The following is a 19,594-nucleotide window of genomic DNA, read 5'->3' as shown; positions in this document are numbered from 1 at the left end:
CGGCTCCCGGCCGATTAAATTCCGGTGTTGTTACCGGATGCCGTTCAATTGCACGTCCAGCGCCTCTCGTGTGATCTCGCCATAATGGATCTTTCGGACGACCCCTTTTGCGTCGAGGAAGACGGTCGCTGGATAGCCCTGGATGGAGTAGTGCTGGGACAGGGTCCGGAACTGATCGAGCAACAGGTTCTCGATCGTCAGGCCCGACTTTGAAGCGTATGAGATGATCTGCGATGGACCTTCGCCCTGATTGGCGAAGATGAAGTGCGTATCACGCCTCTGCTTCGCAGCCTCCACCAGCATCGGCATTTCACGTCGGCAGGGCGGGCACCAGGTCGCCCAGAGGTTCACGACGGTCGGCCGTCCTGCGAAGTCTCTCAGCGATCTCTGTTCGCCGTTCAATGTGGGAAGAGCGAATTCGGGCGCTGCGATCGCCGGCGTCACGGCCGCGAGCTGCCAGGCCAGGTTCCAGACGAAAAGCGTCGCTGCAAGCGTCCCAAGGGTCCAAGAGCGCAGTCGGAAATCGCGGAACTTGACGACCGTGAACGCGGCGCTCGCGAGCAGGCCTGCCCACCAAGACATGCCGCCATCCCAGAATGCGACGACGCGAAACGGTTCGCGCCAGAAGCCCTCCGGAGCGCTCACGACGAAAACGACCCTCGCCGCGATCACGGCAAGCGGCACAACGGCGAAGGACCAGTCTCCGATCCGGCGGTCGACCAAACGCGTCAGCAAAGCGCTGGCGCCGATCAGGAAAGCGCCCGCAATGAGCACGGTCAGCCGATCGCCAGCCAGCAGAAATGGTCCAACAGACAACGCCGTCATTCTGGCCTCGCGGGCATACGATGGCCGACGCCAATCTGAGCGGCCCAAACGTGCTCGTCCGTCGCTGCGCTTAAGGCAGGCTTAAGCCGCAGCCTTCAAGGCACGCGAAAGGATGGAGACGCTGGTTGTTCCTACTTCTCGCGGACCGGGATCAAGGCCTTGTCGCCGATCTGACGATGCTTCTGTCGCCCCGGTCGATCCAGGTCGCCTGTAGCTCTCTCGAAGCCTGCGACCACATGTCGAACCATGTCTTCACCATCATGGCGCTCGACGAGCTGACGTTGGGAATGGCGGGGCTCCGCGCGCTTGCGGACCGGCGAGCTGATGGCGACGCGACGCCGGCCCTGTTCCTTCGCGCCGAGCGCAGCGGCGTCTCCGAGCTCATCGAGGCGCTCGTGGCGGGCGTCACCGATTGTGTCCGTAAGCCCGTAAGGGCTGAGCATGTCGCGGCGAAGCTTCTCGACCTCGCCACAAGTCGACCGCGGTCGCCCAGGTCTTGACCGAATGCGCCATTGTCCTGGTCAAGGAGCAGAGGCTCAGATCAGCACCGACCGGATCATGAACGCGATCGCCCCGATGACGGCGATCCCCAAGAGATAGAGCGCCATGAACCACAGCCATCGGCGCATCAATGGTAGCCGTCGCCGGGCAGGACCTTGCCGCGGAAGACCCAATACGAATACGCCGTGTAGGCCAAGATCAGCGGAACAAGAACGGCTGCGCCCACGAGCAGGAACCGCAGTGATGCGTCGGGGGCGGCCGCTTCGGCTATCGTCAGCGCGGGGGGGACGAGATTGGGATAGAAGCTCACGCCGAGCCCGGCGTAGCACAGGATGAAGATCGTCACGGTGGCCAGGAACGGGCGCAGATGATCCTGGTTTCGCAAGCCGCGCCATAGCTGCCATATGGCGATCGCGAGCAGGATCGGTACGATCGCGCTCCAGACTCCCGAAGGCCAGCCGAACCAGCGCGCGAGATATTCGGGCCGCAGGAACGGCGTTGCGAAACTGACGGCGCCGATCAGCGCGATCAGCGCAACTCCGATCGGAACCGCGAAGCGATGTGCGCGCTTCAGTGTCTCACCCTCGGTTTTGAGGATCAGCCAGGTCGCGCCAAGCATGGCGTAGCCCACCACCACCGCCAGCGCGGTCAATCCAGAGAACGGCGTCAGCCAGTCCCAATTGCCGCCGCCATAGGCGCGCCCGTTGACCGCTATGCCCTGAACAAGAGCGCCAAGCGCCAACCCCTGCGCGATGGCGGCGACCAGAGACCCGCCCCAGAAACCGAGCTCCCAGAAGCCTTGCATCCTTTTGGTCCGATGCACGAACTCAAAAGCCACGCCGCGGAAGATCAGTCCCAGCAGCATGGCGATAATGAGCGGATAGAGCGCCGGCATGACAATGGCGTAGGCCAGCGGAAACACGGCGAACAGGCCGCCGCCGCCGAGCACGAGCCAGGTCTCGTTGCCGTCCCATACGGGGGCGATGGTGTTCATCGCCAGGTGGCGCTCCTCGCGGTCTTTCAGGAACGGAAACAGGATGCCGATGCCCAGATCGAAGCCGTCGAGAAGCACATAGGCGAGGACCGCGAAGGCGATCAGCCCGGCCCAGATGAAGGGAAGGTCGAGGATCATGACCTTAAGTCCCCGGCGCGAAATGCGGCGCGGTCGGGTTGGCGGCGACGGGCGTGATGCCCGCGGTCCTCGTCGGCCCGATCTCGTCGATGTCGACGCCGTCCTTCGGCCGCTTGCTCATCAGGCGCATGACGTAAAACGTGCCGGATCCGAAAACGAAGAAGTAGACCACGATAAAGGCGATCAGCGACGCGCCGACGGCGTCGGCGTGCAGGGGCGCCGCACTTTCGCCAGTGCGCAGAAGGCCATAGACCGTAAATGGCTGTCTCCCGACCTCCGTGGTGATCCATCCGCACAGCACGGCGAGAAAGCCCGACGGACCCATCACCACGGCCGCGCGATGAAGCCAATGAGCGTCGCAGAGGCGTCCTCTCCATCGCGCCCAGGCCGACCATAGGCCGATGCCGAGCATCGCAAAGCCGATCGCCACCATGATGCGGAATGTCCAGAAGATCATCGCCGACTTGGGACGTTCGTGCTTGGGGAAAGCATCGAGGCCCTTGATCGGGACGTCGAAGCCATGGGTCAGGATAAGGGAGCCCAGAAGCGGTATCTCGACCTTGTATCGGGTCACTTCCGCCTCATCGTCGGGCAGGCCGAAGAGGATCAGCGGCGCCCGTCCTTCCGGATAGCTCTCGAAGTGGCCCTCCATCGCGGCGATCTTCGCGGGCTGATGCTCCAGCGTGTTCACGCCGTGCATGTCGCCCGCCACGATCTGAATCGGCGTGACGATCAGAGCCATCCACATCGCCATGGAGAACATGATCGCCGCTTCGCGGCTGTCACGGTTGCGAAGGAGATGCCAGGCGCCGACGCCACCCACCACAAACGCCGTGGTCAGGTAGGCGGCCAGCACCATGTGCACGAGCCTGTAAGGGAAGGACGGGTTGAAGATGATCGCCCACCAGTCTTCCGGCACGAACTGACCGACCGCGTTGATCGAATAGCCCTGGGGCGTGTGCATCCAGCTGTTGACGCTGAGAATCCAGAAGGCGGAAAACAAGGTTCCGATCGCCACGATGAACGTAGCGGTCATATGTAGGCTGTCGCCGACCTTCTGGCGGCCGAACAGCATGATCCCGAGGAACCCGGCCTCGAGGAAGAAGGCCGACAGTACTTCGTAGCCCATCAACGGCCCGAGCACCGGTCCGACCTTGTCGGAGAACACCGACCAGTTGGTGCCGAACTGATACGACATCACGATGCCCGACACGACGCCCATGCCGAAGACCACCGCAAAGATGGTTTTCCAGTAGTCGAACAGCCGAAGATATGCGTCGTCCCGTCGCCACAGCCAGAGACCGTTCAGCACCGCAAGAAAACTCGCCAGGCCGATCGAGAAGGCTGGAAAGATGATGTGGGCCGAGATCGTGAAGGCGAACTGAAACCGAGCAAGATCGATGGCGGATATATCGCTCAGCATGACGCAGCTCCTGACGAATATCTCTCGCATATAGACGGTCGTCGACCATCCGGACGCTGATTTGTCCACGCCCGGTGATCGGACATGAAGATGCTGCACACAGAGACAGTGGCGGTATCGAGTGATTGAGCCGGGGCCGAAAGGGTTTCGCTCATGCGATAGGTGGTGGCCGCGTGCTGCGGTTCAGGCGGTTAGCTCCGTGACGCTTTTGAAGATCATGTAGGCGGCGACGACGAAGATCATGACGGCGAATGCGACATTGAGCGCTCCCTTCTTCGGAGCGAGCCGGCAGGCGACCGCAGAGCCCACCGCGCTTCCGGCAATGCCACCGCAGACGAAGATGATCGCGAGCGGCCAGTCCACATATCCGGACACGGCGTAGTTCAGCGCCGTAGTGAGCCCGAAAGCCGTCACGGCGACGAGCGACGAGCCGATCGCCATCAGCATTGGCATACCCGTCGACGCAATCAGTCCGGGGACGATCAGAAACCCGCCGCCGATGCCGAAGAACCCTGCGAACAGGCCGGTCGCGGCCCCGAAACCCAGAACTTTCGGCGATTTCTCAAGGGTGCATTCGGCGCCGATTTCACCCTGGTCGCCCTTGTTCCGGAGCATCAGTATCCCGACGAGGACCATGAGGACGGCGAAAAGCAATAGCAGCTTGTGGCCGTCGATCGCCTTCCCGACGGTTGAACCGACAAGAGCGCCGGCGACGCCGGCGACGCTGAAGACGGCGGCGCATCGCCATTTTACGTTGCCGCGGCGGGCATGGTCGATCAGGCTGGCGCCAGCGTTCGCCGCGACCGCAAATGCGCTCGTTCCGATGGCGATATGCGGGCTGGGGACGCCGACCAGATAGACCATGAGCGGAACGGCGAGGATCGATCCGCCCCCGCCGAACAAGCCAAGCGTAAACCCGACCAGAGATCCGGACAGTCCTCCAAGCAGATACTGGATTGCGTCGAGCGTCATCTGCGCGCGGTCATTCGGCCGCCTGAGCGGTCGTATGCTGTGGCTTCGCCATCAGCTCGCGGCCCTTGAGCATCGCCTGCCAGTAAATCTTTGGCAGCACGCGTTCCTTCAGCATCCAGGCGGCCTTCGACGGCTTGAGGTCGTCGATGAACCATTTCGGGAAGCTTGGGACACGTCGGCCGCCATAGGCGAATTCTGCGAGAATGACCTTGCCGCGTTCGACGGTGAGCGGACATGAGCCATAGCCGTCGTAGATCGCGGGCTGTGAGGTCGAGGCGGATCCCATGTCGCGGAGCAGGTTTTCAGCGACCACCGGCGCCTGCTTGCGGGCCGCCGCCGCCGTCTTGGCGTTCGACGCGCCCATGGCGTCGCCGAGGCTGTAGATGTCGGGATACCGGACGTGGCGCAGCGTGCCAGGATCGACGTCGACCCAGCCGGCCTCATTGGCGAGCGGCGACGATTTCACGAAATCCGGCGAGCTTTGCGGCGGCGTCACGTGGATCATGTCGAACGAGCGTTCGACGATCTGGGGTTCGCCCTCCTTCGGGGTCGTCTTGAACCAAGCTCGTTTGGCTGCGCCGTCGATCTTGACCAGGTTGTGCCCGAACGAGAGGCCGATGCCGTACCGCTTCACGTATTCCATCAGCGGCGGCACGTAATCCGCCACGCCGAAGAGCACCGGACCGGCATTCAGGAACTCGACTTTGGATTTCCCAAGCGCTCCGGTCGCCAGCCAGTGGTCGCAAGAGAGATACATCGCCTTCTGCGGCGCCCCGGCGCATTTGATCGGCATCGGCGGCTGCGTGAACAGCGCGTTCCCGCCACGGAACTGCTGAACGAGCTCCCATGTGTAGGGAGCGAGGTCGTAACGGTAGTTGGAGGTGACTCCGTTCTTGCCGAGGGTCTCTTCGAGGCCTTCGATTGCGCTCCAGTTGAGCTTGAGCCCCGGCGCGACCACGAGCTTCCGGTATGAAACCGCCGCGCCGCTTTCGAGCGTCACCGTCTTTGCGTCAGGCTGGAAGGAGGCGACCCGTTCCTTGATCCATTTGACGCCATTGGGAATGAGCGAGGCCATGTCCCGACGGGTCTCGGCCGCCGAGAACACGCCGCGGCCCACCATCGTCCAGCCCGGCTGATAGTAGTGGGCGTCGGCGGCGTCGATGATCGCTATGTCGAGACCCGGCTTTCGCGAAAGAATGCTGGCGGCCAATGCGATGCCGCTGGCGCCGGCGCCGACGATAACGACGTCGTGGGATCGAGACGTGTTCGACTTCGACGCTCCGCGATCGCTTTCGCCAAGACGCGCCGTCAACGCCGCCGACACATCGTAGCCGGCGGCCTTCGCCGCGCCTTCAATGTCCTGTGAGGGCCGATTTCCGGCTTCGGACATCGCCCAGAGCGTGGCGGTGCGGGTTCCGGACTTGCAGAAGCCGATGACCGGCTTCGGCAGCGAGCTCATCGCGTTTGCGAAAGCTTCGACGTCCTGCTTGGCGAGCTTGCCAAGGACGACCGGAATGTACCGCGTCTCCATCCCGGCCTGACGCGCCGCGGTCTCGATGTCGGCGTGAGACGGCTGGTCGGCGGCCTCGCCGTCCGGACGGTTGATGATGATCGACCGGAACCCGGCTGCTTTCGCCTCGGCGACATCTGCGACAGTGAGTTGCGGGCTGACCGAGAGGTCGTCCGTGAGCGTCTTGGCCTGCATGGCGGGTCTCCCAATTTGCGGCCGGCCGGATGCCGGTCTTCGATGTCGCTTCGCGACAGGTCCTGCATCCGCTGTTCGCCGATGCGTCCGGGCGCTCTGTTCGATCGCGGCTTGGCGCCTCGGTCAGATCGCGACTGGCGCCGCCACGTTGGGCTTGGTGAGGTCATGCGCCGCCATGCCCAAGATCATGGCGGCCAAGAAAATCATTGAAGCCGGCAGGCCGACTGCCATCCCTGCGATCGCGGGTCCCGGGCAAAGGCCGGCCATTCCCCAACCTATGCCGAAGATGGCCGAGCCCGAGACCAGGCGGCGGTCCACCGGTCTGGTCGGCGGCAGGTGAAATCGGTCATCGAGAACCGGGCGGCTCATCGCCCGAACGATCAACATCCCGACAGCCGCAACCAGAACGGCGCCGCCAAGAACGAAGGCGAGGCTTGGATCCCACGGACCCGTGACATCGAGAAAGCCACGCACGCGGGACGGGTCGAGCATTCCGGACAAGGCCAGGCCGAAGCCGAAAACGAGACCGGCCGCCAGGCTGACGATGAGGCGCGCGACGTTCATGACAGACCCGCGGCGCGCATCGCGGCGACCGTGGCCACCGCTGTGGTCAGGAATGTCGCGACGGCGGCCATCGACCGTGGCGAGAGACGCGCAAGGCCGATCACGCCGTGGCCGCTGGTGCATCCTGACCCCAGTCGTGATCCGTATCCAACGAGCAGGCCGCCAAGCGCCAGAAGCCAAAGCGGCGTACCGATCTCGATCTTCGGAAATGTCCCGAAGACGGCGAGGAACAGCACCGGTCCGAGTACGAGGCCGATGACGAATGCGAGGCTCGTCATCGGGCCTGTGTCTGTGCGCCGCCACAGACCGCTCACTATCCCGCTCACGCCGGCGACACGCCCGTTCAGCGCCAACAGCATCGCCGCCGCGAGACCAATCGCCATGCCGCCTAATAGCGACGGGAGAAAATCAGCAATGGTCATCGCCGTCCCCGCTGAGCTTCCGGAAATGGGAGAATCTGGGCGAATCTGGCGGCGCCGTGGCTGCGGCCGTTCGACGGGGCGTGGGGCGTGGGGGTTCGCGTCGCGTGACCGCCGACAGTCGTCGCCAATCCAAAAATTTGTTGTAGGACGCCGACGACTTCGGCGGCCCTGTGATCGACGAGACGATAAAACACCTGCTTTGCGTCTCGGCGGGCTTCGACGAGGCCTGCGTCGCGAAGGCCGGCAAGTTGCTGTGACAGCGTCGGCTGTCGGATTCCGAGGCTCGCCTCAAGCTCGCCCACGGACGCCTCTCCCGCCATCAAACGAGCCGCGATCATCAGCCTGTTCGGATTGGCGAGACCCTTGAGGAACTCGCCAGCGGCGTCGGCGCGCTCGCGGGTGACCGCTTCGTGGGACATCATCACCATGTCGCGCTCTCCAGCGCGTCGATCGGAAACTTCAGATACCGGCGGCCGTCATTTTCCGGCTCCGGCAACCGTCCGCCGCGGATGTTCACCTGCAGCGCGTGGAGGATGAGCTTGGGCATAGGCAGACTGCGGTCGCGTTCTTCTCGAAGCTGGACGAACTCCTCCCGCGACCGGCCCGCGATGTGCGGGTTGAGACGCTTCTGCTCCGCGACCGTGCTCTCCCATTGCGGAGCGCGTCCGTCCGGCTGGTAGTCATGTCCCGTGAACACCCGCGTGTCGTCGGGCAGCGCAAGAATCTGCTCGAGCGAGCTCCACATCCGATCGGCGCTTCCGCCCGGAAAGTCGCAGCGGGCGGTCCCGCTGTCGGGCATGAACAGCGTGTCGTGGACGAAGGCCGCGTCGCCGATCACATAGGTGATCGAAGCGAGCGTATGCCCGGGAGAAAACAGCACTCGGGCGCTCAGTTCGCCGATCCTGAAGCGCTCGCCTTCGGCGAACAGGCGATCCCATTGCGAGCCGTCGGCCTGAAGGTCGGAAAAGTTGTAAATGCCCTTCCAGAGCTTCTGGACGTCGGTGACGCGCTCGCCGATCGCGGTCGGAGCGCCCGTCAGAGACTTCAGGTGTTGAGCTGCCGAGAAGTGATCTGCATGGGGATGTGTGTCGAGGATCCATTCGACCCGGTAGTCGCGCTCGGCCACGAACGCGAGGATCGCGTTGGCGCTCCGGGTCGACGTGGCGCCCGACTTCTCGTCAAAATCGAGAACCGGGTCGATGATCGCGCAGGCGCCCGTAACAGGGCACGCCGCCACGTACTGGATGCTGTTCGTGCGCGGCTCGAAGAAGCCCTGCACGACGGGCTTGAGGTTGCTCTCTGACATGGCCGACCTCACGACCGCCTCAGGCGGTAGTACCAGTCGGGGGAGGTCTCGCTCGGCGTGAAGTTCGCCAGCTCGGCGACGTCGAGCGGCAAGGCGTCGATGACGGGATCGCCCTTCGTCCACCCTTCCGGCGTCGACGCCGTCTGGGCGTCCGCCGTCTGGAGCGCCTCCACGAGGCGCAGGATTTCCGCGACCGACCGGCCTGTGCTCATGGGGTAGCAGGAGATCGCACGGATGACGCCTTCCGGATCGATCACGAAGGTGCCGCGCACTGTCGAGCTGTCCTGAGCGCCGTCCTGGAGCATGCCGTATGCGGCGGCGATCACCATCGAGGGGTCCTCGGCGATCGGGAACGGCACCGCGACGCCAAACCGCTCGCGGATCGAGTTCGCCCAGGCAAAATGCGAGAACAGGCTATCGACGGACATCGCAAGCAGGTCGCAGTCGAGTTCCTCGAACTTGTCGTGCGCGCGGCTGAAAGCGACGAACTCGCTGGTGCAGACCGGAGTGAAGTCAGCCGGATGCGAGAAGAACACCAGCCAGCGGCCCCTGTAGCTGGCGAGTGCGCGCTCACCCATCGTGGTGCGCGCAACAAACAAGGGCGCTGGCGATCCGATGACCGGGGGTCGCCGAAAAACCTGTTCATTCTCGATCGAAATCGTCTCGCTCATGCCCGCCTCGCGCTGCCTTGACGATATCAATATACACTTTCATATTATTGATATCAAGGGGCCTTAAGTGTTTTTCCGGTATTATGGAGCAACCACAACGCGCTCCGTATCCAAGGCCTGCCGTCTCGCCGATGCTTAGTCCATGGCTCGAGACGGCTACGGCGACACCATTTCGGACTGCTGAGGAAGCGCGCCGAGCTCTTCAACGAGGCTGAGCGCCTGCGAGATCGGATGGCCGAGATCCGGAACGACATCGAAGCCCTCGACCGGACGTTGGGCTCGTTCGGCTACATAGGCGATCTGGACGCGGCCATGCCGCGCCAGAAGCGCCAGGTCATGTTCGGGACCGGCGAGCTCACAAGGACCTTGATGCGGGAAGTCGCAGATGCCGACGGGCCGATGATGTCTAGGGAGCTTGCCCAGACCGTGATCTCACTACGGGCAGACGATGCCCGCGATCGAAAGCTGCTGTCGGAGGTCACGCGTTGGGCGTCGAAGGCCCTGCGTAAGCAGCGCGACGAGGGGCGCGTCCAGTCAGCGCCGGATCAGAACGGCAACCTTCTATGGGTACGCCGCAACAGCAATCCTGCGATACCGCCTAAGAGGCTAGGCTCCAATTATTTCTGACAGCCTGATTTTTATACATAAAATATTTAACACAGGGCGCTTCGGTCGCTTCCCTTCCAACCTAATTATTTTAAGTTCGACTAATGAAGATAACGATCTTGAGACGTTTGATTGAGACCGGCTCGCTAACCTAGCTAGCTCTGCAACGCTTTCAGGAGCCTCTCGGTTAATGATACCAATAATTTCGATATTTCCTTTTGTCAGAGCTTTTAGGATGACCTCCGTTTCAGAGAGCGGGGGCATGCTGTTTTTCGTTTAATCGGTGAACGACCTGATCGACCCGGTCAGGCGTCATTGCGCTCCATCCCGCTAGATGAAAACGCGTCACCGCAGATCGCCAGCTCTGGAAAAGCGCGGGGTCTGTTGCTGCGAACTCTACGGGCGCATCGGATGTCGCTAGCCGAGATATTTCTCGCAGCAACTCCCAATCGCGACTGTGTGCGACTGAAGCAGTGTTTCCGCGGAGAAGCGAATCGAGCGCAGTAACATACAGCTCTCTTGGCGATCTGCTCATTTATGTTCTCGGCTAGTTGTCAGTTCAACGAAAACGAGGTTCTCGGAAGCAGCCTCCCGATCTGACGGTCTAGGAAGTTTCTTGATGGCCAATTCGATGTCGGAGAGATCGATCCCTCTCTGCTTAACCCACCAGACAACGTCCTGAACATCGGCGGGGCTCGATCGAACAAGCTTCGCTGCAGCCAACAGGTCTGGGGTTGGCATAATCACAATGAGCTGCCCATACCTTCCGATGGTTTCAGTTTCGAAGTCGTTGGGAAGTTGAACAATACCTGGCCTGATTATCTGAATGTATATTTTATCTGGATCAATTTCACCTTTCGGATCGTAGAGAACGCCAATATCACGACAGACTTTGGATAACTCTGCGGCGTCAAAGCTAGAACCTGCGAACCACACGTCGATATCTGGTGTCTGACGCTCCTTCTGCCCCGTGGCGATCCCGGGCGTACTCCCAATCACGCAAAGCGTTGTAGGCGTCTGGAGCGCCGAACCAATCTTGGCGAACAGATCCTCAACCGTCGAAGCTTCAATTGGCATGCTCTCTCCCGTCTTATCCTAGATAATATCATGAAATGATATTTATTCAACCGCAAGTTTTTGCTTCTGCTGTTGAGCCGCAAGGCGACTTTAGCTTGTGCGCCCTCTGCCAGTAGCCCCCGCCCAGACCTCGGAGGGCGGGTGTCCGGTCGCCGCAAGCGCGATGAGCAGAAACTGCGTTTCGTTGCCGATCCGACGCGCCGGATCCGCGAGAAGAAGCTCTCGGCGCTGTTCGTTCACGCTTCCTCGTCGCTGTAGGCGCGCTGGTGGTTGATCCGCTTCATGTTGAGGCCGGCGTAGTGAAGCGGATTCCACGAGTTGGCTTCATCGGCGTAAACCGTGCTCCCGGGCTTGATCCGCCGCTCGAGGATCGGGACCGCCCGGAAAGGCCGTCTTATGCTGCATGGAAATCGATTTTTCGCTCAAAACAGAACGATTTTTCGTCTGCTCCATAACACAGTGAATTTCCTGCACTTGAGGGTTCGGCGGCTTAAGGCTGGCTTAAGCTCAGCAGGCGAACCCGACGGCAGGGGCTGATGACCCTGCGCGCCCTGGAGGCGATCATGTTCCGAGATCGTGCGATCAAAATGGGACTGGCTGTCGCGCTCGCCGCGGATGCCGCGCCAGTGCGAGCCGCCGACCAGCCGCAGTCTCAGTCCGTCGGTCCGGTTAAGACGGCGACGACGCCCGAGCGCTCGCCGTCCGACGTATGGACCGTTCCCGACGTGGGTTCGCTCCCGCCGGGCCGGTGGGGCCGACACGGTCCGTTTGGGTCGGGATCTCACGACAGAGACGTATGCCCATATCGGCCCGGAGGTCGCCGACCCCGCCAAGCGTTTCGCCGGCAGCGACATGGCCTGCCAGAGCTGCCATCTCGAAGCCGGGACCAAGAAATTCGGCTTGCCGTTCGTCGGCGTGTTCGCCGACTTTCCTCAATACCGCGCCCGCGAGGGCGAGGTCGGCATGCTAGAGGATCGGATCAACGGCTGCATGACGCGCAGCCTGAACGGCAAGGCGCTTCCGATCGACTCGCCCGAGATGAAGGCCTTTGTCGCCTACATCGAGTTCCTGTCGGACGGACGCCCGATCGGCCGAAAAACGCCCGGACGGGGATCTGGGAAAATGGAGGACTGGCGCGCGCGGCCAATCCCGTCGTCGGTCGGCAGGTTTACGAACAGAACTGCTCCAGCTGTCACGGAGCGGACGGCCAGGGCCAGCGAGTCGGCGACGCCAAGGGCTACCTGTTCCCGCCGCTTTGGGGCGCCGAAAGCTTCAACGACGGAGCCGGCATGGGCCGGCTGATTTCAGCGGCGAATTTCATCCGCAGCAACATGCCGAACGGAACGACCCACGATCGACCGGTTCTTTCGCCCGAAGAGGCATGGGACGTCGCGGCCTACCTTCAGTCCAGGGAGCGGCCGAAGAAGCCGGCGCTCGACAAGGACTACCCCGTTCGCTCCGAGAAGGCCGTTGACGCCGGGTACGGCCCATTCGAAGACGGCTTCGACGCGGCCAGCATAAGTACGGTCCGTTCCAACCGATCCGGGCTAAGGTCAATGCAATGAAGTCAGCACAAGATTCCGAAAATTCTAGTCAACCAGATCAGTGAATTAAAGAGATGAAATCTTTGGCGCTCAGTTTCGCATTGATTATGTCGTTATTTCTTGGATGGAGCTCACAAGGCGCCATGGCTGTGGAAGCCGAATATTATCAGGACCAGAAAGTCGTCTACCACAATGACGGCGGTGGGGCCGACAACGCAGCTTACTTCAAAAGAATGCTGGGTAGCCTGAAGAACCATGTCGACGCGGTTGGAAAACAGCGTGTTGAAATTCGGGTCGTCGACCATGGTGCCGGCGTCGATCTGTTTTCGATGGCGCAGTCAGATGAGGAGCTGGCGGGAAAGATCGATGGTCTGAAGGAGCTTGGCGTCAGGTTCCTGATCTGCGCCAACACGCTGAAGGAGCGGAAGATCGACTGGAAAATGCTCTACGGCGTGACGGAAGCCGACATCGTCCCAAGCGGCGTGGCGGAGCTTGCACGCCTTCAGGGAATGGGCTTCGTCTACATTCACATCTGAGATCTCAAGGCAGGGCGTCCGACATGGACGACGCAGGACGGAAAGGTGGAGATCTGCCCGCGGCCGTAGTTACCGCGGGCGTCATCGCGCCTCCGCCGCTGCTCTTTGCAGGCTTCCTGTGTTTCGCCCTGATCGCCGATCATCTCATCGACGGACCGGGATCAGGCGTCTCAGCGACGCCTCGCTTCGTTGCCGGAACGATTCTCCCCGTGGTGGCCGTCATTCTGCTCGCAGCCGCCGTCCGCGGTTTTCGCTCTGCCGGCACCAAGCCCGAACCCTGGAAGCCGACGACGTCTCTGGTGGTCGACGGGGTCTACCGCGTGACCCGCAACCCGATGTACCTTGCGATGATGCTCATCTATCTGGCCGTCGCCCTGATGGCCGACAGCCTCGTGACGCTCGCGCTCGCGCTGCCGCTCTGGGCGATCGTCCGTTTCGGAGTGATTGGCCGGGAGGAACGCTACCTCGATCGACTTTTCGGGGAGCCATATCGGGCGTACAGGAGCCGGGTCCGACGCTGGATCTAGCCGCATCCATAACGCCATGACCGCCGAGAGTTCAGCATCCTGGTTGTGAGCAGGTTCCGCCTTCCTGGATGGGCGGGCAGAGCACGTCGCCGTAGGAGCAAAAGACGCAGCAGTCGCCAGGGCGCGGCCGAAGCGACGCGCCGCATCCCTCGCAGTCGTAAAGGATGCGGTAAGCGTCGGTCGGCATGTCCTCGTTCCGGGAATGGAGGCAATGCGGGCATGTGATCGTCGAGCGCGTGATCAAGACGCCACCGTTTTTGGCTTTCAAAGCACCACCACCTTCGAGCCTCTGGGCACACGTCCATAGAGGTCGATCACGTCCTGGTTCAGCATGCGGATGCAGCCGGACGAGACCGCCTTTCCGATCGTATTCGGTTCGGTCGTGCCATGGATGCGGTACAGCGTGTCCTTGCCGTCTTTGAACAGATAGAGCGCGCGCGGCCCGAGCGGATTGGCGTCCCCGCCGTCCATTCCGGAGCTCAGATGACCATAGCGTTCCGGGTCCCGGGCGATCATGTCGTTGGTCGGCGTCCAGCGCGGCCATTCGCGTTTCAGAGAGACGTCGGCCGTGCCCTGAAACTCCAGTCCAGCCTTGCCGACCCCGACCCCATAACGAAGAGCCTTGCCGTCCTCCTGAACGAGATAGAGGAAGCGGTTATGGGGATCGACGACGATCGTCCCGGGGGGCTCGGAGGTCGGGAAGTCGACCAGTTGTCGCAGGTTCTTCGGATCGATCTTGCGCGTGTCGATCGCCTTGACGGGAAACGGCTCGTCGAGCTTGGCGGTGTAGCGCTCATCCGCGGCGTTCACCTGTGGCTTCGCCGTCCGGACGGAAGGCTCGGGCATGCTCGCACAGGCGCCCAGCAGAAGCGGCAGCGCTAGAATGGCGAGCCTGCGGGGGTACGCAAACAGGACTGTCATCGTGAAGCCGCCGATCTCAGGACTTGTCGCCGCGAAGGCGCGCTTGCGCCACGGCCTGCTTGAACTGCTCGTAGTCGAGCGCCGCGGCGACGAAGAGCGGGCCGACGAGATAGACCGGCGTTCCAGCGAGCCGGAGGCCTTCCGCCTGCGCCTTGTTGCGCTCGATCAGCGCCGTGATCTCGGATCCATGCGCCTTCAGGTCGGCGTCGAGCCGAGCCATGTCGACCCCGGACGCTTTGACGGCGTCGAGCATCTTGTCTTCCGGGATCTTGCGGCCGGGAATGCCCATCAGGGCGTCGTGCACCGCGCCGTACTTGCCTTGGTATTTGGCGGCGAGCGCGAGCCGGGCTCCGTAAAGCGAAGCATCCGTCAGGATCGGCCAGTCCTTGTAAACCAGTCGGATCTTGCCGTCGGTCTTCACCAGCTTTTCGAGCGAGGGCGCGGATTTCTTGCAGAACGGGCAGTTGTAGTCGAGGAACGCGACGATCGTGACGTCGCCCTTGGGGTTGCCCGCCACCGGCGCCGCCGGATCGTTCAGGATCATCTGGCGCGTCGTGTCGGCGTTCTCGGCCCAGGCCGGCGGCGACGCGAGCGGAAGTGCGAGAGCTGCAGCGAGCGCGAGGCGCGCCAGATTGGCGTTCAGGGACAAGGCGTGGTCTCCGCGGTTACGGTGCTCGCCCCCCAAGAGCGCCGCGTGGCTTAAGCCAGCCTTAAGCGGGCGGGCCGATCGAGGTGGGAAGAGGTCTTGCCGGGAATGCCGAAATGAGAGTGCTCGTCGTCGAGGACGATCCGCTGCTGCTTGATGGGCTGAAGGTCGGCCTCGGCCTCGCCGGCGTCACCGTCGACGTCGTTTCGACCTGCGCCGACGCCGAGGCGGCGCTTGCCGCGAACGCATTTGACGCCGTGGTGCTGGATCGCATGTTGCCCGATGGTTCGGGCCTCGACGTTCTGAAGCGGCTGCGCGGGAGCGGCGACCGAACGCCGATCCTGCTGCTTACGGCGCTCGACGACACGACAGACCGCGTCGACGGTCTCGACGCCGGCGCGGACGACTATCTCGGCAAGCCCTTCGATCTCGACGAGCTCGCCGCCCGGATCCGCTCCGTCGCCCGCCGCGGCGTCGGCCGGGCCGCGGGGACCCTGCGATGGCGGGACGTGACCCTGGATCCTGCCGCCATGTCTGCGATCCGCGACGGCGTGGCGCTGTCGCTGTCACGGCGCGAGTTCTCGGTGCTCGCCGCGCTGATGGAGCGGCCTGGCGCCATCAAGTCGCGTTCCGACTTGGAGGATCGGCTGTATGGCTGGCAGGAGGAGGTCGAGAGCAACGCGGTCGAGGTTCACGTGCATCATCTTCGCGTCAAGCTCGGCCGCGAGGCGATCGAGACCGTCCGTGGACTGGGCTACCGGATGAGGGACGGCGAATGAGGTCTCTTCGCGTCAGGCTGTTCGCGACCTTGATCGTCGCCACCGGCGCCCTCTGGCTGATCGCCGCCGTCTGGATCTATGTCGGCGCGCGGCAGGAGGTCGAGCACGTCCTCGACACCCGCCTCCAGGAGGCGGCGCGGATGGTCAGCTCGCTCGTCGCCGCCGGAAGCCTGCCGCCGAAACCTGAAGCTGGCGGGCCTCCCGGCCTGATCCCTGAAGCGGCGGGTTACGAGCGGCAGCTCTCCTGCCAGATTTGGTCCCTCGACGACCGCCTCGTGGCGCGCTCGAGCGGGGCCCCCGACGAGAAACTGAGCGACGGCGGCGCAGGCTTCTCGGAGCGGGTCGTCAACGGCGAACCCTGGCGGGTGTACGCCGTCCAGGACGAGGCGAAGGGGATCAGGGTACTGGTCGGGGACCGGCTCGGTCTGCGTGAACGTCTGGTCACGGACCTCATCAAGGGCCTGCTGTGGCCGGCCGCGTTCATCCTCCCACTCCTTGGCGTGCTGATCTGGGCAAGTCTGGGACGCGGGCTTCGACCGCTTGACCGGATCACCCGCGAACTCAGCGGTCGCGACGCCGAAGACATGAGTTCGGTCGACGCCGGCGCCGCGCCATCGGAGATCAGACCGCTGGCGGCCGCGCTGAACGGCCTGTTCGGCAAGGTCGAGCGGGCGCGGCGACATGAGCGAGAGGTCACGGCTTTCGCCGCCCACGAGCTTCGCACGCCGCTTGCCGGGCTCAAGACGCAGGCGCAGATCGCGGTCGCGGCGCAGGATCCAGCCGTGCGTGACAACGCGCTTCGACAGGTCGTTCGGGCCGTGGACCGCACCAGCCGCCTTGTGACCCAACTGCTCGCCCTCGCCCGGCTCGACGCCGGGCCGTCGAACGGCGCCGTCGAGGCGGTCCCACTCGGTAGCCTAATCGACGAGGTGGCCGAACTCTGCAGGGCCGCCGCCCCGGATGTGCCGGTGATGGTCGATCCGGAGATTCGCTCGATGGTCCTTGCTGCGCCACGCGAGTCTTTGATGCTCCTGCTGAAGAACCTAACCGAGAACGCCCTCCAGCACTCCCCTGTCGGCGGCGTGGTGACATGGCGGCGAACCGCCGGTGAGGACGCGATCGATATCGTGGACGAGGGCCTCGGGGCCTCCGAGGCGGAGCTCCCGCAGCTGACCCAGCGCTTCTTCAGGGGCGCAGGAAGTTCCGGCGCCGGCACGGGCCTTGGCCTTGCTATCGCGGCGGCGGCCGCAGCCAACTGCCGCGCGCGCATCGAACTCATGAACCGAGCCGACAGGCCGGGCCTGTCGGCGCAAGTTCATTTCGAGGCGGGGGTCATGTCGGCGTCGAGACAGGCGGGGATGGCGGCTTAAGGCTGGCATAAGCGGGACGCGCGAGGACTTCGGGATCGATATGTTCCCCAGGAGCTCCCGTGACCGCCGCCATCCGCCGCATCCGCTCCCTGAGACCCGCTTTCGCCACGCTCCTCCTCGCCGTCGCCATGGCGCTCTTGACGACCGGTGCCTTCGCTACGGGGGCCTCGGCCGCAGAGAAGCCGATTGCGATGTCGGCGGTTCGGGATGCGGATGGAGCGGTGCGCATCGACTGGCGAATGGCTCCAGGCGTCTATCTCTATCGAGACAAGCTTACGGCGAAGGTTGGCGGAGCGCCGGTCGCAATCGCGACGAAGCCGGGTGAAATCAAGGACGATCCCACCTTTGGTCAAACGGAGATATACCACGACCGAGCCTCCGGTCGGGTGGCCGAAAGCAGCGCTCCCCGCACGGGTGTGATCGAGATCGGCCACCAGGGCTGCGCGGAGAAGGGCGTCTGCTATCCGCCGACGACGACGCGCCTCGATCTTGCGACGCTGGCGCCGGTGACGGAGGCCGACGCTGGCGCCGAAGCCCTGACGTCGACGCCATCCTGGTCCGAGCTGACCGATCGCGGATCCGAGGCGGCCGCGAGCCTGCCCGAAATCCCATCGGCTTCGGCCGCCGGTCCGTCGCTCGATGGCGGCCTGTTCGCAGTCCTCGCCGCGTTCTTCGGGCTGGGGCTGCTGTTGTCGCTAACCCCTTGCGTCTATCCGATGTTTCCGATCCTGGCGGGAATCCTCGCCCGCAATTCCGGAACGTCCTCGCGATCGGCAGGGCTCGCGAGCGCGATCGCTTATGTCCTCGCCATGGCGAGCGCTTATGCGGCTCTTGGAGTTGCGGCCGCCTGGTCTGGTCGGAACCTTCAGGCCGCTCTCCAGACCCCGCTTGCGCTCGGCGCGATGAGCCTCGTGTTCGTCGTCTTGGCCCTTTCGATGTTCGGCGTGCTCCAACTCCGCATTCCCGCCCGTTTCGGTCCACAAATGTCCGGCGGCTCAGCGACGACCTGGGTCGGACGCGTCGGTGGGGCAGCCGCGCTCGGTTTCGTCTCAGCGCTTGTCGTCGGCCCTTGCGTCACGCCACCCCTGGCCGCGGCGCTGCTGTATATCGCCCAGACCGGAGATGCGGCGCGGGGGTCCGCGGCACTATTCGCGCTCGGTCTCGGCATGGGCGTCCCGCTGCTCGCCGTCGGCGTTTTCGGCACGCGGATTCTGCCGCGATCTGGCCCTTGGCTCGCGACCGTCCAGCACGCCTTCGGCGTGGTCTTCCTCGGGGTCGCCGTTTCGCTCGTGGCCCGCGTCATTCCCCCAACGGCGGCGCTCGCATTGTGGGCGCTCTTCCTCATCGGCCTTGGCGTCTTCGTCGGCGGATGGGACCGGTTGAACCGAGAAAACTCAGTGAGGGATCGGATCGCGAAAACCGCAGGCGTCGCTCTGTCGGTCTATGGCGTTGCGCTGATCGCCGGAGCGGCTTCGGGAGCGACCGATCCGCTGCGGCCCCTCGAGCGTTTTGCAACAGGCCAGCCGGTTACGATGCAGGCTGTCTCGACGCACAGGGTGGTGACCACCGCGAATGAACTTGAGACGGTCCTGGACGAAGCGCGTCGCGCGCGACGGCCAATCCTAGTGGCGTTCAGCGCGGACTGGTGCGTGATCTGCAAGGACAACGATCGGGCCATCGCCGGGGACACGCAGCTTCAGGCGGAGCTTGCCCGGATCGAAGTCGTGAAGGTAGACGTCACCGCGATGTCGAGCGAGTCCCAAAAGCTTATGAGCAGGCACCATGTCGCGGGTCCGCCGACGATGCTGATGTTCGACAGAAACGGCGACGAGAAACCTGGATCGCGCACGGTCGGCGCCATCGACTTGGGGTCGTTCAAGACCGCGATAGCCCGCACGGCGGACACTTGAACGGCTTGAGCGCGCGGGTCACGCGAACCACGGTAAAGCGACCCGGCCTGCCCGAAGTGCGGCTGCCTGGCCGTCTATCGACACAAGGGCAAGCGCAGGATCCTCTCCTGCCGGGGCTGCGCGGCTCAGTTCGGCGCCACCAGCAACCCTATCGTGC

20 protein-coding genes and 4 pseudogenes are annotated in these 19,594 nt (G+C 63.6%); 8 read left to right on the top strand and 16 right to left on the bottom strand.

What is annotated here, in order from left to right; genetic code table 11:
* Positions 1-30: 30 nt before the first annotated feature.
* Positions 31-825, bottom strand: a complete 795-nt coding sequence (locus ACFOWB_RS20660; protein ID WP_261405397.1) for a TlpA disulfide reductase family protein — start codon at positions 823-825, stop codon at positions 31-33.
* Positions 826-950: 125 nt separating this feature from the next.
* Between ACFOWB_RS20660 and ACFOWB_RS20655 the strand changes: the two genes are divergently transcribed.
* Positions 951-1,325: a hypothetical protein gene (locus tag ACFOWB_RS20655; protein ID WP_378149065.1), complete on the top strand. Its 375-nt coding sequence runs from the start codon at positions 951-953 to the stop codon at positions 1,323-1,325.
* A gap of 128 nt (positions 1,326-1,453) precedes the next feature.
* Here the strand turns inward: ACFOWB_RS20655 and cydB are convergent, their stop codons facing one another.
* The 9 genes and pseudogenes from cydB to ACFOWB_RS20610 form a co-directional block, all read right to left on the bottom strand.
* Positions 1,454-2,458 carry a cytochrome d ubiquinol oxidase subunit II gene (gene cydB, locus ACFOWB_RS20650; protein WP_261405399.1) on the bottom strand — a complete coding sequence of 335 codons (1,005 nt, stop codon included), beginning with the start codon at positions 2,456-2,458 and terminating at the stop codon, positions 1,454-1,456.
* Between the two features lie 4 nt (positions 2,459-2,462).
* On the bottom strand, positions 2,463-3,881 hold the full coding sequence (locus ACFOWB_RS20645; RefSeq protein ID WP_261405400.1) for a cytochrome ubiquinol oxidase subunit I: 1,419 nt from the start codon (positions 3,879-3,881) through the stop codon (positions 2,463-2,465).
* Between the two features lie 183 nt (positions 3,882-4,064).
* Entirely contained in the window at positions 4,065-4,853 is a 789-nt protein-coding gene (locus ACFOWB_RS20640; RefSeq protein ID WP_378149063.1) for a sulfite exporter TauE/SafE family protein, read from the bottom strand.
* Positions 4,854-4,863: 10 nt separating this feature from the next.
* Positions 4,864-6,558, bottom strand: a complete 1,695-nt coding sequence (locus tag ACFOWB_RS20635; protein ID WP_261405402.1) for a bifunctional protein tyrosine phosphatase family protein/NAD(P)/FAD-dependent oxidoreductase — start codon at positions 6,556-6,558, stop codon at positions 4,864-4,866.
* Between the two features lie 123 nt (positions 6,559-6,681).
* Positions 6,682-7,122: a YeeE/YedE family protein gene (locus ACFOWB_RS20630; RefSeq protein ID WP_261405403.1), complete on the bottom strand. Its 441-nt coding sequence runs from the start codon at positions 7,120-7,122 to the stop codon at positions 6,682-6,684.
* Positions 7,119-7,538: a YeeE/YedE family protein gene (locus tag ACFOWB_RS20625; RefSeq protein ID WP_261405730.1), complete on the bottom strand. Its 420-nt coding sequence runs from the start codon at positions 7,536-7,538 to the stop codon at positions 7,119-7,121. The genes ACFOWB_RS20630 and ACFOWB_RS20625 overlap by 4 nt, the downstream gene beginning before the upstream one ends.
* 116 nt (positions 7,539-7,654) lie before the next feature.
* A pseudogene (locus tag ACFOWB_RS20620) lies at positions 7,655-7,963 on the bottom strand (ArsR/SmtB family transcription factor); the annotation flags it as partial.
* 2 nt (positions 7,964-7,965) lie between these two features.
* Positions 7,966-8,832 (bottom strand): annotated as a pseudogene (locus tag ACFOWB_RS20615) (MBL fold metallo-hydrolase); the annotation flags it as partial.
* Positions 8,833-8,858: 26 nt separating this feature from the next.
* Entirely contained in the window at positions 8,859-9,521 is a 663-nt protein-coding gene (locus ACFOWB_RS20610) for a peroxiredoxin (RefSeq protein WP_378149060.1), read from the bottom strand.
* A gap of 231 nt (positions 9,522-9,752) precedes the next feature.
* Here ACFOWB_RS20610 and ACFOWB_RS20605 point away from each other — a divergent pair, with 231 nt between their 5' ends.
* Positions 9,753-10,148: a hypothetical protein gene (locus tag ACFOWB_RS20605; protein WP_261405404.1), complete on the top strand. Its 396-nt coding sequence runs from the start codon at positions 9,753-9,755 to the stop codon at positions 10,146-10,148.
* Here the strand turns inward: ACFOWB_RS20605 and ACFOWB_RS20600 are convergent.
* The 3 genes and pseudogenes from ACFOWB_RS20600 to ACFOWB_RS20590 all read right to left on the bottom strand — a co-directional run.
* A complete protein-coding gene (locus ACFOWB_RS20600; RefSeq protein WP_378149057.1) occupies positions 10,128-10,391 on the bottom strand; it encodes an HVO_A0114 family putative DNA-binding protein in 264 nt (87 codons plus the stop codon). The genes ACFOWB_RS20605 and ACFOWB_RS20600 overlap by 21 nt on opposite strands.
* A 267-nt stretch (positions 10,392-10,658) precedes the next feature.
* Complete coding sequence (locus ACFOWB_RS20595; protein ID WP_378149055.1) at positions 10,659-11,204, bottom strand: DUF6036 family nucleotidyltransferase; 546 nt, start codon at positions 11,202-11,204, stop codon at positions 10,659-10,661.
* Positions 11,205-11,443: 239 nt separating this feature from the next.
* Positions 11,444-11,563, bottom strand: a pseudogene (locus tag ACFOWB_RS20590) (transposase); the annotation flags it as partial.
* Between the two features lie 204 nt (positions 11,564-11,767).
* Here ACFOWB_RS20590 and ACFOWB_RS20585 point away from each other — a divergent pair.
* From ACFOWB_RS20585 to ACFOWB_RS20575, 3 genes and pseudogenes are all read left to right on the top strand, one after another.
* Positions 11,768-12,813, top strand: a pseudogene (locus tag ACFOWB_RS20585) (c-type cytochrome).
* Between the two features lie 42 nt (positions 12,814-12,855).
* Positions 12,856-13,284: a DsrE family protein gene (locus tag ACFOWB_RS20580; RefSeq protein WP_378149093.1), complete on the top strand. Its 429-nt coding sequence runs from the start codon at positions 12,856-12,858 to the stop codon at positions 13,282-13,284.
* Positions 13,285-13,307: 23 nt separating this feature from the next.
* Positions 13,308-13,811 carry a methyltransferase family protein gene (locus ACFOWB_RS20575; protein WP_378149053.1) on the top strand — a complete coding sequence of 168 codons (504 nt, stop codon included), beginning with the start codon at positions 13,308-13,310 and terminating at the stop codon, positions 13,809-13,811.
* A gap of 31 nt (positions 13,812-13,842) precedes the next feature.
* Here the strand turns inward: ACFOWB_RS20575 and ACFOWB_RS20570 are convergent, their stop codons facing one another.
* The 3 genes from ACFOWB_RS20570 to ACFOWB_RS20560 all read right to left on the bottom strand — a co-directional run bounded on the left by ACFOWB_RS20570 (position 13,843) and on the right by ACFOWB_RS20560 (position 15,381).
* Positions 13,843-14,055 (bottom strand): GDCCVxC domain-containing (seleno)protein, encoded by a 213-nt coding sequence (locus ACFOWB_RS20570; protein ID WP_261405408.1) that lies wholly within the window; start codon positions 14,053-14,055, stop codon positions 13,843-13,845.
* A gap of 20 nt (positions 14,056-14,075) precedes the next feature.
* Entirely contained in the window at positions 14,076-14,621 is a 546-nt protein-coding gene (locus ACFOWB_RS20565) for a L,D-transpeptidase (protein ID WP_449252285.1), read from the bottom strand.
* Between the two features lie 127 nt (positions 14,622-14,748).
* Complete coding sequence (locus ACFOWB_RS20560; RefSeq protein WP_261405409.1) at positions 14,749-15,381, bottom strand: DsbA family protein; 633 nt, start codon at positions 15,379-15,381, stop codon at positions 14,749-14,751.
* 113 nt (positions 15,382-15,494) lie between these two features.
* On the opposite strand from ACFOWB_RS20560, the gene ACFOWB_RS20555 reads away from it, so the two are divergent.
* From ACFOWB_RS20555 to dsbD, 3 genes are read left to right on the top strand one after another with little or no spacing between them, the layout of a single operon-like run.
* Positions 15,495-16,157 (top strand): response regulator, encoded by a 663-nt coding sequence (locus tag ACFOWB_RS20555; RefSeq protein ID WP_261405410.1) that lies wholly within the window; start codon positions 15,495-15,497, stop codon positions 16,155-16,157.
* Entirely contained in the window at positions 16,154-17,527 is a 1,374-nt protein-coding gene (locus ACFOWB_RS20550) for a sensor histidine kinase N-terminal domain-containing protein (protein ID WP_261405411.1), read from the top strand. The genes ACFOWB_RS20555 and ACFOWB_RS20550 overlap by 4 nt, the downstream gene beginning before the upstream one ends.
* Positions 17,528-17,586: 59 nt before the next feature.
* Complete coding sequence (dsbD, locus tag ACFOWB_RS20545; protein ID WP_261405412.1) at positions 17,587-19,437, top strand: protein-disulfide reductase DsbD; 1,851 nt, start codon at positions 17,587-17,589, stop codon at positions 19,435-19,437.
* The last annotated feature ends 157 nt before the right edge of the window (positions 19,438-19,594 follow it).

The sequence above is a fragment of the Chenggangzhangella methanolivorans genome (assembly GCF_042648545.1).
GTDB classification, from domain to species: Bacteria; Pseudomonadota; Alphaproteobacteria; order Rhizobiales; family Methylopilaceae; genus Methylopila; species Methylopila methanolivorans.
This window is presented reverse-complemented; position numbering and strand designations above follow the sequence as displayed.